The sequence below is a fragment of the Psychroserpens sp. AS72 genome, assembly GCF_038900375.1.
GTDB lineage: Bacteria > Bacteroidota > Bacteroidia > Flavobacteriales > Flavobacteriaceae > Psychroserpens.
The window spans coordinates 487914-501376 of sequence record NZ_JBBMRC010000003.1 but is presented as its reverse complement, the minus strand read 5'-3'; the positions used below and the strand labels follow the sequence as shown (position 1 = coordinate 501376).

Here is a 13463-nt window from a genome sequence, read left to right as displayed (position 1 = left end):
AATATTTGTAGCAGTGAATGTCTTATTTTAAGGCATTCATTGTTTTTGTCATCATGTGTAGTTTCTTTAATGGGTTAGGAAACATCAATTAATCTCTCCAAATTGGTAAAGAAATACTACTGTTACCTGTAAAAGTAATTTTTAATGGGATTATAGCATCTCTAATATTCTCTATATTTACATCTTTACCTGTTCCATAATTTAATTGTGCATTGTTGTTTTTATTGACATTGACAACAATTACAATACGACTTCCTTTTTTTAGTTTTTTACTGATTAATTTTGAGTTATCAAAAGAGACTTCTGTGTTTTTGTTTGGAACAAGTAAATTCCTAAGCTCTTTATCTTTAGCAAAACTAGCTCTACCAATGTAATAGCTTAAATGGAAATACTTGTTTTCTGGTGTTAATTGATATACAATTACAGAATAATCAACATCTTTTTTATTTACTGAAAATTCAAGGTTTCCAAAAAATGATCCGTTTATAATTAAATCTTCTTTTAATGGTTCAGATTTAAAAATCAATCCATCTTTTAAGTTAATGCTGTCTTTTTCTAAAGGCCAAGGATAGTATTCAGTATTGTTCATACCTTTTCTATCTTTAAAATCAACTGACATATCAATCTTAGAAATGTTAGCTTTTGATTTTAAAGCATAAAAATCATCTGTTCTAGTAGCACTTAAATAAAAATTCAAGGTATCATTTATCATCGCATTTAAACTTGATTTATGCATCCAAGTATCTGTATCCATGACCTGAAAATTCACCTTATCTTTTAAAATACTAGGCTTTTGTTTTCCGTTTAAAACGTAATCAAACCATTGATAAATAATGTCCTCTTCAATATTTATTAAGGCAGATTTGTCTAGCTTGTAATTCCTTAAATTCTCTTCTGGTTTTGTTTGCGCTGTCCAATGATCATAAGGTCCTACTAACAAATAATGATTTGGATTTTTTGCATATTTATGATGTTGACTGTAATAATACATAGCACCTCGTTGTGAGTCATCATAATAGCCAGTAATGGTTAAAATAGGAATGTCAATTTTTGCAAACTCTTGTTTATAGGGAATCATTTTTTTCCAATACTCATCATAACTAGGATGTTGCATATAGGTATTCCATAATGTATTTATCTGACCATCTATACTATCTAACTTATTAAATGCAACGCCTGTTTTGTACCAGGTGTTTTTTAAGGTATTCCAACGCTTAAAATCATTTGAAGCCTCAAAATCTAAAAACTTGTTATTGGTTACATAAAAATTCCAGGAATACGAATAATTGTGTAGGACATTATTTTCCATCGGGTAATCAATTCCTGGTGCAATAGCAACCATAGGAACAATGGTTTTTAATGCAGGATGCACGTTGTGTTTCATAGAAGCCCATTGTGTAAACCCATTGTAACTACCTCCAAACATGGCTACTTTTTGATTGGACCAGGATTGTTTACTAATCCAATCAATCACTTCATACACATCAGTATGTTCATATTCAAGAGGTTTTATGTCGCTTTTACTCAATCTCTTTCCTCTTGTATTGGCAATAACGCCTATATAGCCTTTAGATGCTGATAACATGGCGCCAACTTCATTGGTTCCTGCGTAAATAGAGGACACTAATATGGCAGATTTTTTAGCTGTTGAATTTCCTTTTCGCTCTACTAATACAATTGAAACTTCTGCACCATCTTTCATAGGAATGACGATACTGTCATTTATGACATATCTACGCTTATGATCTTGTTTTATTTCTTCAAAGAAAATGTCTCTGGTTAACGCATATACTGTACTCAAAAAATATTTTTTTAATAAGTCTTGAGCTGTAACATTTGAAATTTCGTTAGCGGTAATATTTTTATAGGTATCATTAAAATTAGAAATAAAATAATCAGTTCCATCTCTAAGGATTAATGTTTTATCTAAATTAATGACATGAACATCATTAGATTCTATTAAGTAATTTTGATAAGAATCTTTAAAGGTTTTGTTGAAGTTATTGGACAATTTTGCTTCTACATAGTATCGATATAAATCCAAATAGATGCTTTCTTCTCTAGGTTTTTCTTCTATTTTTTTTTGAATGGTATGTAATGCATCCTTATAATCACCTCTAATTAACTGAACCTTAAATACATCTAATTCTGATAAGTTTTGAGTATCACAGTGTATTGCCAGTTGCTGCATTTGATTTTCAAGTGCTACTGAATCTGATAGTACCACCTTTTGAAATGGTAATTCTTGTGCAAAAGAAGTGCTGCTAATTGCAATTAGAAATAATAATAGGACTGACTTTTTCATTGTTTTACGTTTGAAAATTGATAAAAAACTAACTATTTCCTATTTGGGTCTATGTACTGGATTAACTCTTCATTGTACAAAAAGCCATCTTGAGTTTGCGTCATTTTAATAAAGTTTTTAATTTCTGGTGCATACAACCAAACTTCATCGGTTTGTGCGTTGTATCCTCTAGAATTAGAAACTGTTCCCTTGTATTCTATGGTATAAGCCATAAAGGTTCCAGCGTCTACAGTTTCTTCTTTATAGGATAATACTATTGCATCTTGACTTTGTGTTCCTGTGGTACCATCTTGACTTGTCCAGTTTTTTTCATATCGCCACGTTTTACCAACCTCTAAAGGCCATTTGTATCTTGGTGTTTCGCCTTCTTCTGGCTTTACAATGTCCGAAACTGGAATCGTATCTTTTGCAATGACCATACCTAAACCATCAGCTATATGTACTATTTCTCTTGTATCTTCGCCTTCTGAACGTACTTCGCCTTCAGTGGTTACACCTTTATATTTCCAAGTCCATTGTTCTCCAACGGTATAATCGGATAGGATAGGTTGTTCTGCTACTGAAACAGTGTTTTCATTACAAGATATCAACACTGAAATTAGCACTAGATATACTATTTTTACTGTTTTAAATACTACTTTTAAATACTTCATAATAAGACTTTTAAATTAATTATAGTACAAAGTAAAGGTGTATATTTCTTTCAAAAAAGGAAAAGTACATGAGCGTAATAAAAAGTCAATGAACGTTAGAAAACTTAGCGATTTTCTCTTTATAAACTATTCCAGTTTTTAAACTTAACGGACTGCCTGCTAGATACTTCTACTTTTTCACCAGTGGTTAATATAATTAGTAATTTATTATTGAAGTATGGGTGAATCTCTTTGATGTAATGTATGTTAATCATTTGACTTCGATTCACACGGAAAAAGACTTTAGGGTCTAATTTTTCTGCTAATAAATTTAAAGAACGCTTTATCATTGCTTTATCCGAACCAAAATAAAGACGTGCATAATTTTCTATAGATTCAATAAAATAAATATCTGTTAGTGGAATAAAATGACATTTTTCACCATCTTTTATAAATATCTTTTGATGCATCGGTAATGTTGTAGGTTCTAATTTTACCCTATTAGAAAGTTCTTCCTTTACCTTTTCAATAGTTTTAGAAAAACGTTCATCTCTTAAAGGTTTTACCAAATAGTCTAAAGCGTTCATCTCAAAAGCTTTTACAGCATATTGATCATAGGCCGTTGTAAAAACGACGTCTGGTACATTTGTTAATTCTTCCAGTAAATCAAACCCAGATTTCCCAGGCATATGAATATCTAAAAACAATAGGTCTGGTTGTAAGTCTTCAATTAAAGTTATGGCTTCATCTACATGACTAGCTTCAGCTATAATTTCAAACTCTTTATGTTTTTCTAGTGCACGTTTTACTTCTTCTCTCGCTAAACGTTCATCATCAATGATTATGGTTTTATATCTTTTCATCGTTTATATGCATTGGAATTATTAGTTCTGCGCAGACATGGTTATTTTCAGTCGCTGTTAAACTAAAAACAGCCTTACCTTTATATTCAATTTCTAAGCGTTTTTTTAAATTTTCGAGACCTAATCCAACACTTTTATTTTGATTAATTATTCCAGGATTCTCAACTGTAATATGAATATGGCTATCCTTCTTTTTAATTTTTAAGTAAATAATACCACCATCAACTATTAAATCAATGCCATGTTTAATGGCGTTTTCGATTAACAACTGAATACTTAAGGTGGGAATCTTATATTGACCAAGGCCTTCTTCAATATTCGTTTTGAGTTGCAGTCGTTCTTCAAAACGCATCTTTTCTAATTCAATATAATCATAAACTAAAGCCAATTCATTTTTAATAGGAATGAGATCTTTGTCTTTTTCATATAAGGATGATCTCAGCAAATCTGATAATAAATCAATAGCTCTTCTTGCAACGTTAGGGTTTTCGATGACTAGTGATTTAATCGAATTTAATGAGTTGAATAAGAAATGTGGATTCAATTGCGCTGATAAATTATCTAACTGGGCTTGTTTTGCGATTAAGGAAAGTTGAGCATTCTCTCTTGCCGTAACCACTTCTTTTTGATAGTAATGATACAAGTGATACGCCAATATCCAGATAGACATTAGTCGAAGTCCTGTAAGTAAAATTGGATCCCAGTACATGATGGCTTCAAAGAAATTTTTATCCTCGCCTGCAATAAGAGTCCAATACGTATACCATTTTAAGTTGTTTATTAACACGTATAGAAGCGCTAACAAAAGTATACTTGGAATAACACGAATAAGTAACTTTTTAATTGGCAATTGACTCCAGTTAGCTTTTAATGCATATATTCTGTACACATGTGTTAAGAAAATTCCAATTGCCACATCTAAAACATAATTTAAAAATGTATAGAAAATTCCATAATTATCTCTAGTATATACGGTGTATGCCCAATAAGTTGACACCAAGCACCAGCCCATCAATTGGCAAAGCCAATACAAACGGGTTTTTGATATTTTCTTGGTATAACTTAAACTCATATGAATAACAAAGCAACGTATTTTCTTTAAAAATAGAAAAAAGAAATACATGAGCGCGAATAAGAAGCGATAAGCGTTTGTTATTAATTTTAAGAATTTAGGCTATGGAATATTTAAGGCTTGGATTAATTGCTAAAAAAAAATACAGATTGAAGACAAGAGAATTCATGACTTAAATATTGTCTTTCTTCATGATAGTCTCAGTAGAGGATTGCCTAATTTTTTTATCTATCTTTGTTAGCCGCTGTGTTTTTTAGTTATAATTTTTCTTTAATTGCTTTTCTCCAAAAGTAAATTCCAAAAACGCAAGTCACAATTGCAAACATAATTCCGTTTTCGCCAAGCCAATGTTCCGTTCCTTCATTTTTTATGGTTAATTCAGGTAATATTTTTTGAATATATACATTGCTTACGGCGTGAAAAATTACTGCTGGCCATAGACTTTTAGATTTAAATGTGTAATATGTCATAATAAAAGACATAGAAATAATTACGATGAAGAATGTTATAAATTCCAATAATACATTATTACTATAGTAAACAAGCAGCGGCCAGTGCCAAGCAGCCCAAATAAATCCACTAAAAATAGATACACCAGTAAAGGAAAGTACCTTTCTCAATTCATAGATAAAAAAACCTCTCCACCCAATTTCTTCTCCTAAAGTTGTTGCTGAGGCTCTTATTACTTCTACAGTACCTATTAAAATAATGGCTATTATTGTTATTGCCGTTGGATTTAATGTTCCTATTCCAAACAAACCAAGTTCTTCTCCCCAGTCTATAATGACTTCTTCATTGGCTAAACTTCCAAATCCGAAACTCCAGACTAGTATATAAGTGATTACCCCATATAAGGCAGGAATGAAATAAGACCATCGGATATATTTCCAATTTCCCCAATTCCAATTTAAAGATGAAATTTTACGCCCTTTTATTTTTAAGGTAATAAATGCGGCAATTGCAGGACACCACATGATTGCTCCAACATATATTCGTGATGGATATAAATTAACTATGGCATAATGGAAAGGTGAAGTAAGCGCAAATACGAGAGCGAGAAATAGAAAGATCGTATTCCAAGTTTTTTTTTGTTCTGTTAAATTTTCTTGCATTTTAATTTTCTGATTGGTTGTTAATGGAAGACGATGAGTCCGTAGTTTTGTTACATTGCGCCTAATGTGATTGTATAAGATTCAATATGTGTTAAGCACCTGATTTAACAAATAAATCACAGATAGACACGAGCTTTGCGAACTGTGCGCAGCAAAAGTCAGCGAGGACTTTCGTAAATTGGCTAATACAAGCAAATAATTTTATACGTTGTTGCTATTAGTTTGTTTTTACATTTATTTTTTCAATTCTGTTTATCATTTCTTCTGCATTTGTATTTTCAGGATTGCGTTCTAAAGATTTTTGATAGCTTATTTTTGATAATTCAAATTGGTCATTTAAGAAATAACTTTCGCCCATACTATCAAATGCATTTGATGAATTTGGGAATTCTGAGATAAGTAATGTAAAAATGCTAATAGCTTCTTCTATTTGACCTTTCTTAATCAAATCATAGCCAAGTTGATTTAATTCATTTTCATCCGAAAAATTATATTCAGAAAAATTTTGTTTTTTTTAGTTTTTATAAAGCTCAATTCCCTCATTAGCATTATCATAACATTTTTCTCTAATTGCGAAATAAATAGACTTCTGTGGTATTGAAAAGGAATTGCCTTTTAAAATATTTTCGACTGCATCAGTTATTTCTCGAAGCTTGCGGTTTTTATTATTTGTCATTAAAACGATTGATAATTCTTCTTTCACATTATAATGGATAAAAGATTCATAATTGAAAGATGATCCATGATGTTGATGAATTAGCAAAGTGTCATTCTCAATGACCCCAATTCCTAAAGCAGAAGAACTCTCCTTAGAATGCGAATCAAATAAAGTAATTAACGATTTATTAGATATAAACTGTCCTGAATGTAAGTTGATTATCCATTTATACATATCATTTGCACTAGGGTTTACCCAACCAGAGAATTCGATATCCATTGCTCTATCATTTACAAAAGCATTATTAAATGCGGTTACTAATTCAGGGTTTTGAATATCCGCGTCAATCATAGCATTTGTCATACCGCCAGGAATAAGTAGGTTTTTTTGAATGAAATCATTAAAACTCATTCCAGATACTTGTTCAACAATTCTTCTTTGTAGAAAAACATTATTGTTGCTGTACAAGTAATCTGTACCAGGTTCAAAATTTAGACGTTTAATATTCTTTATATCATTATAGATATCTTGGTCATTTTTAATATTGTTCCAGTTGATTCTTGGCAGTCCACTAGTATATTGAAGTAGATGCCTAATACTAATGGTATTTGACCATTCTGGTAATTGCAATTCAAAATTTGAGATTTTATCATCTAGATTAAGTAACCCTCTTTCATTTAAAATCATTATCGCAACAGCGTTGAATTCTTTTGCTATAGAACCAATGTTAAATATTGAGTTTCTACTAAGTTTTTTTGATCTAGAGGCATCTGAATATCCAAATTCATTTTGATATATAATATTATTGTTCTGTGCCACAAGGATGTTCCCATTGAACAATCCACGTTTATATGACACCTCCATCAATGTGTCTATTTGGTTTATTGTTGTTTCAGACAAATACTTTACCGTCGGATTGTTTTTATTTTGACAGTTTGTGAAAAAGATTATTGATGTCAGAAAAAAGAGAGTTTTTATTCTATTCATTTTTGAAATTTTACTGAAAGACTATAAATTAATTAAACTGTTTCAGTTTTTAATTAATGGCAATGTGATTGTATAAGATTCGTTGCGTGTTTAAGCACTTAATTTAGCAAATAAAAACCGAATATAAAATCCGTAAGGATTTTCGTAAGTACCCTCTAAATAGCCATTAATTATGCACGGTGTTGGCTACAGTTTATATATTCATTTCCATTTCATATTGATTAACAGTATTCGATAATCCAATTGAACTGATGTAATTTATTTTCTCGTTTAATCTTGTATCAACATTTATTATTTTTATTGAGTTTGATACTTCTTTTATCCCTTTAAATAATCTATTCCAACAGCCATCACTTTCTTTTAAAATCTCAAATTGCGCTAAATATTCATTTTTGGGGTTTACAACAAAAAAAGACTCAAGAAAATTATCCTTTGTAATTTGGTAGTATTCGTAATCTCCGTTTTTAATTACTTCTAAGTTAAAATCCCAAGAATATAAATTTTGATTAGGTAATTTTCCCCAATCAAAAGTATTATAGTCAACTTTATTCATCTCAATTTTAGCATTTGAGATTAATTTAATTTCTCCACTGAAGCAATTAAATGTTTTACAAATTTCGAATCCAATACTTTGATAAGATTTTATTGCTTTAGTATTTTCAATGATTACCTCTAATGAACATTTTGTAACTCCATTTATTTTTAAATCTGGTATAGCAAAATCGTAAATCGATTTAACTATTCTTCTCCCTCTATATTCTGGAAGTACACCTGTTCCGGTATTAAAGGCTATTTTTTCTCCATTTCGTTTATCTATGGCGTTAATTATAAACCCAACTAATTTTTCGTCATCAAACATTCCATAGGACAAGGCATAATCAACTTTTGCTAATCTCCATCTATTTTTATAATAGTTTTTGTCTGTTGGTAGCTTAACATAATAATTTTCAAAAGACTTTAAAAAGCAATCAACAATTATATCAAATTCAATTTTCTCTAAATTTTTTACTATCAAAATTTTGTCAGTTATTCGTTCTTAAATTGTAGCCAATGTTATACGGTGTTAGCACTTTTTTTTCTGTTTAATACTTTAATTCCAAGTGTTATTAAGATTACTATTAATACAATAAAAAATATACTTGTTGAAATGCTTTTTATAACTGAAAATATATTAGTTGTATAAACTGCAGTCTCATTCAATTCGGGATAGTTTTTAAGCATTGTGATAATCCCGATATTTTCCAAATAATCTGCAATTCCAGCAATTATCGGTATTACGCAGAGATAAATATATGGGGAATTTAATTTGTTCAATTTTTTTAAGAAATAACCCAAAAGCAGACAGTAAGAAAGTCCGAATAGCAGTGGGTAAATCATATCAACAGGTATTTGATTGGTGAGATACGTCAAACGTCCATTTTCTCCAAGCGAAGTGAATAATTCATTGACATAATTCAAATCATATCCTGTGGGCATCATATCCAATAATTCCATTCCGTTAGAGAATTCCATTGTTTTGGGAATTGTAACAGTCAGCATAAAGGTGTAAACAAGATTGGTCAAGATAAAAAGTCCTAAAACCTTTTTGCCCGAAATATTCTTTTCTATGAATTTTAATAATCGTTTCATTTTTTTCTCAAATAAGTGCTAACGATAAATTGTATGTTTAGTGGCAGATTGCTTGGTAGTTTCTTATAAGACTTCTACTTTGGCATTACTGATACAAAATGTTAGCCTTTGTTATTTGTTTTTTAGTTCTTGAATTCTGTTTTTATAGTATTCGTTATTACTTAATTCAGCAGCTTTTTGCACAAACCTTAGTGCATTAGTTATATCATTTTGAGCTTCATAATAATCTGCCATTGAATTATAGGCACTTGCGCTGTTGGGATAATAATCAATATTCAATTTGAAGAACATTAATGCCTTTTCAGGTTGCCCCATTTGTAAATTCATATAGCCATAGCCACTAAAGATTTCCTCAATCATTGGAGGGAAGGGATAACCGAAATGCGTTGAATAGATTTCTTCTTGTTTTTCCAATAGCTTAACAAGTTCATCTACTGTCGTTTCAGGATTATTATATTTTTGCGGAGATTTAAACTGGTACCATTTAAAAAGAAAAATCAATCCATCTCTCATCGTTGGGAGCGGAACAGTACCATGTAAATCTTCATTGTACACCTTCCATGAGAAATTTAATCCACTCTGTTTTTGAGAGGTCGCAAAAGTTGAAAAGTCAACGATTGAACGTGCAAACAAAGTGAATTCTGAAGAGTCGTCCATAACATTCTCCATGGTTATTTCTTCATCCCACATGTGTAGCTGTTCTGCTGCTAAAGACACATAAAGAGATTTACCTTTATAACTTTCTGAACTCAGCTTTTCTTTTGCCTCCTTCAATAATTTTTGGTCGTCCCAATCCAAACTTGGATCTATGGCTATATAGTTTTGAAAGATGTGTTTATGATTAACCAACATATTTACCGTAAACAAACCGGCATAAGAATGCCCAATTAAGGTACGATAGGCCGTGGTTGGATATTTATTGTCAATGTATGGGATTAGTTCTTTTTCAATACTTTGGGTGAAGTTTTCCGCACCACCAGTTTCTTTATTCATTGCTTGTCCACGCCTCATTTTAATCTGAGAAGTAGTTAAGTCCCGTATCCTGTTAGTTTTGTTAGAAATTCCAATTAGAATCATATGAGGCAAATAATGTCCCCAATAATTATCATAAACTGCTTCTAAATTTTCTCTCAGAGAAAATCCATCTAACAAATAAACAACAGGATATTTTACACTACTATTTGGGTTATAATTATCAGGGAGTTTAACCCAAAACTTTCGATATTCTTTGAATACCTCTGAATAAACAGAATCAATAATTTCTGTTTGAAATTCACTCGATTGATTCAACTTCGATTGTGCCGATATTTCTTGAAAAACAATAATGAGTCCTATTGTCAATGCTATTTTTAATCGTTTTTTCATTTTATTATTTTTATTAATTATTAATTATTAATTATTATTTGTATTTTTAATTGATGGCTAAAGTTCTACTGCTATATATGCTAAAATAGCATACCTCAGATCTACCCTAAATTGAAATTCTGATTGAACTAGTGTTTCAGTATAATGTAATCCCAAACAAACTAAAAAATCAATCCATTTGATTTTTAATAGATTTTGTAATCTCATGGATTACATTTCCTGTATGCAAAGCTGATTTATTTTCAATAAGCATTAAATGGCATTCCTTTTTAGAACTGACTTTATGATTAATTCCCTTTTTTACAATAAACATATCTCCCTTTTTCATTGTAAAAGGCTCTTTATTTTCAATTTCAAAAAGAAGCTTTCCTTTATTAAGGACATAAAATGATTCGTCTTCATCTTTATGGTTATGCCGAGGCACTTTATCGCCCTTAATTTTCACCAGTTTTATATAGACATCATTTACTTCACCTATTATTTTAGGAGAATAATAGTCTTTTATGGTTTTAAGTTGATCGTTTATATTCATAATATAACTGTTGTCGTCAGTTTATATTTTTTTAATCATTTTCAGAGGGTTAGAATTGTTTGGAGTTAATTCTAGCATTTTTTTATAATTAACTAATACTAAATCACAGTTTGCATTTATAGACTTATTTTCTGGTATTTAAATTTTCAATTATTTTTAATGCAACATATTTAGATGATAAATAATTTTGACCTGTTATTACATTTCCTTGTACCTCAACATGTACAGAGTTTCTAGGAGAGTATTTAAAAATTCCACCTCTTTCTTCTATGGTCTTTTGGATTAAAAAAGGGAATTGCTTAAAATATTCGGCATCCTCTTTTTCATAAGCTTCTGGATATCCACTAATTATTTTTCCATTTACCAAGTACTTGCCATCTTTTGTCTTTAAATTAACAATACCAGCTGTTCCATGACATACTGAAGAGACAATACCATTATACTTTTCAAAAATGGTCATTGTTATTTTTTGAATTTCTTTATTCGTAGGCACATCATACACTGCACTTCCACCTCCGATATAATGAACTGCTTTATAGTTTTTTGCAATAATTTCTTTAGGTTTTTTGGTGTGTTTTAAAGCATACATAAAATCTTCATTATAAAGCAGATTTTTTTGGAGTGAGTCAGATGTATTAATATAAGCCAATGGAATACTACCTCCATTAGGACTAACGAAATCCACAGTAAATCCAGCTTTTTTAAATGTGTCATATGCATTGACAATTTCAGAAAAGCTATTTCCAGTTGGAAGTTTAGATGCTCCATGGTATGAAGTATTTGATACTATAAATAATATTTTATCACCATTTTGATTACTTTTTTTATTGCTAGCAGTTTTGCTAATAATTTTCCATTCGTTCTCTATTTTTTTTAAAAGAAACAAATCAATGTATCTCACACCACTCGTAGGGATAATAATTTCTGCTTTTTCAGTAGCAACACCTTCAAAATTATCTATTGATAAAATGTTACCTATTCTTCCTGTAAATTCTCCTTCTTTTTTGTTTTTATACCAACTTGCGTACTCTTTAGCTGGTACAGTCCAAAGTGTTTTGTCCTTTTTTTCTAAATACAGATTAGCATTTGGGTAAAACGCCTTTTCTATGAGCTTAGATTTGTTGTAAGAGGTACCGTTTATATAGTTTAGAAGTGTGTTTTCTATTTTGGATACTTCAGTTTGTGCAAAAATTGAAGTACTAAGGCTTATAAAGCCGATTATTAAAAATATTTTTTTCATAAGTATGTATTGTTTGTAATTGTTAATAAATTGATTCAAAAATTAAGGCTTGTCTATAGTCTCCGACAAATTCTGCTCCTTCTCTATTAATTACCTTTCTTGTTTCCATTTCTTTTTTAACCATTAAATTTTGCCAACCATTTTAAAATCGATTCATTTGTTTCTTGTGGTAATTCCTGTTGAATGTGATGGCCACAATCTAAACTAATCACATCTAAATTCGGAACAAAATCCTGTAACCTTTCAAATTTTGGTATCATATCTAGATTACCATAGATCATAAGTGTAGGCTGGTTGATAATTGGGTCTATATCTGCTAATATGTGCCAGTTTAGATCGAGGTTTCTATACCAATTAATCGCTCCATTAAACCCAGAATTTTTAAAGGCCGTTACAAATACAGACAAATCAACGTCGTTCATAATAGGATCACCAAGGGGTTTTTCTTCTTTTGCAAGATTCATCATTAACATTCCTGGTTCTGGTGGTGCAAGAGGTACATTCTTACGAAATAAATTACGAAAGAAGTTCTCTGTATTTTGCTCTAATACAGCATCTGCTATACCTGGTTGTTTGTTAAAATGGACAAAGTAAAAATCATCACCAAAATACTGCTCCATAACCCGTAACCATGGTTTTTCGCCGCGTTCTTGATAAGGCAATGCAAGATTTATAATTTTATTGACACGCTCTGGATGCAAAAGTGCAAGGTTCCAAACTACATTTGCGCCCCAATCATGACCCACAAAAACAGCATCTTTGTAGTTGTAATAATCAAGTAAAGCCACCAAATCACCTGTTAAATGGGTGATGTCATATGCTGTTACTTCTTTAGGGCATGATGAATTGCCATACCCTCTTTGATTTGGAACAATGACATGATAACCAGCTTTAGCAAGCGCTGGGATTTGATAACGCCATGAAAAAGCATGTTCGGGAAAACCATGACAAAGTACAATTGGATTGCCCATATTTTCTTTACCTGCTTCAAATACTTCTAACTCAATTCCATTTATTGAAATTATATTAGGACTAGGGAATTCTAAAGATTTTATTTCTGCTATCATT

13 protein-coding genes are annotated in these 13463 nt (G+C 30.7%); all 13 read right to left on the bottom strand.

The features are described 5' to 3' along the window. Positions 1–88: 88 nt before the first annotated feature. The 13 genes from WNY78_RS08410 to WNY78_RS08350 all read right to left on the bottom strand — a co-directional run bounded on the left by WNY78_RS08410 (position 89) and on the right by WNY78_RS08350 (position 13462). Positions 89–2305 carry a CocE/NonD family hydrolase gene (locus tag WNY78_RS08410; RefSeq protein ID WP_342872758.1) on the bottom strand — a complete coding sequence of 739 codons (2217 nt, stop codon included), beginning with the start codon at positions 2303–2305 and terminating at the stop codon, positions 89–91. A gap of 32 nt (positions 2306–2337) precedes the next feature. Further along, the gene (locus WNY78_RS08405) at positions 2338–2958 is read right to left on the bottom strand and encodes a hypothetical protein (RefSeq protein WP_342872757.1); all 621 of its coding nucleotides are present in this window, start codon (positions 2956–2958) and stop codon (positions 2338–2340) included. A 119-nt stretch (positions 2959–3077) separates the two neighbouring features. Further along, the gene (locus WNY78_RS08400) at positions 3078–3800 is read right to left on the bottom strand and encodes a LytTR family DNA-binding domain-containing protein (RefSeq protein WP_342872756.1); all 723 of its coding nucleotides are present in this window, start codon (positions 3798–3800) and stop codon (positions 3078–3080) included. After that, positions 3787–4812: a histidine kinase gene (locus tag WNY78_RS08395; protein WP_342872755.1), complete on the bottom strand. Its 1026-nt coding sequence runs from the start codon at positions 4810–4812 to the stop codon at positions 3787–3789. The genes WNY78_RS08400 and WNY78_RS08395 overlap by 14 nt, the downstream gene beginning before the upstream one ends. Before the next feature lie 317 nt (positions 4813–5129). After that, positions 5130–5984: a type II CAAX endopeptidase family protein gene (locus WNY78_RS08390; RefSeq protein WP_342872754.1), complete on the bottom strand. Its 855-nt coding sequence runs from the start codon at positions 5982–5984 to the stop codon at positions 5130–5132. 217 nt (positions 5985–6201) lie between these two features. Beyond that, positions 6202–6432 (bottom strand): tetratricopeptide repeat protein, encoded by a 231-nt coding sequence (locus WNY78_RS08385; protein WP_342872753.1) that lies wholly within the window; start codon positions 6430–6432, stop codon positions 6202–6204. Positions 6433–6498: 66 nt separating this feature from the next. Continuing rightward, positions 6499–7629, bottom strand: a complete 1131-nt coding sequence (locus tag WNY78_RS08380; protein ID WP_342872752.1) for a serine hydrolase domain-containing protein — start codon at positions 7627–7629, stop codon at positions 6499–6501. Between the two features lie 193 nt (positions 7630–7822). Then, the gene (locus WNY78_RS08375) at positions 7823–8644 is read right to left on the bottom strand and encodes a GNAT family N-acetyltransferase (protein WP_342872751.1); all 822 of its coding nucleotides are present in this window, start codon (positions 8642–8644) and stop codon (positions 7823–7825) included. A gap of 38 nt (positions 8645–8682) precedes the next feature. Next, positions 8683–9258, bottom strand: a complete 576-nt coding sequence (locus tag WNY78_RS08370) for a hypothetical protein (protein ID WP_342872750.1) — start codon at positions 9256–9258, stop codon at positions 8683–8685. Between the two features lie 111 nt (positions 9259–9369). Then, the gene (locus WNY78_RS08365; protein WP_342872749.1) at positions 9370–10623 is read right to left on the bottom strand and encodes an alpha/beta hydrolase-fold protein; all 1254 of its coding nucleotides are present in this window, start codon (positions 10621–10623) and stop codon (positions 9370–9372) included. A gap of 169 nt (positions 10624–10792) precedes the next feature. Then, entirely contained in the window at positions 10793–11155 is a 363-nt protein-coding gene (locus WNY78_RS08360) for a cupin domain-containing protein (protein WP_342872748.1), read from the bottom strand. Between the two features lie 124 nt (positions 11156–11279). After that, complete coding sequence (locus WNY78_RS08355; protein WP_342872747.1) at positions 11280–12395, bottom strand: nuclear transport factor 2 family protein; 1116 nt, start codon at positions 12393–12395, stop codon at positions 11280–11282. Between the two features lie 116 nt (positions 12396–12511). Then, positions 12512–13462: an alpha/beta hydrolase gene (locus WNY78_RS08350; RefSeq protein ID WP_342872746.1), complete on the bottom strand. Its 951-nt coding sequence runs from the start codon at positions 13460–13462 to the stop codon at positions 12512–12514. Position 13463: the final 1 nt, after the last annotated feature.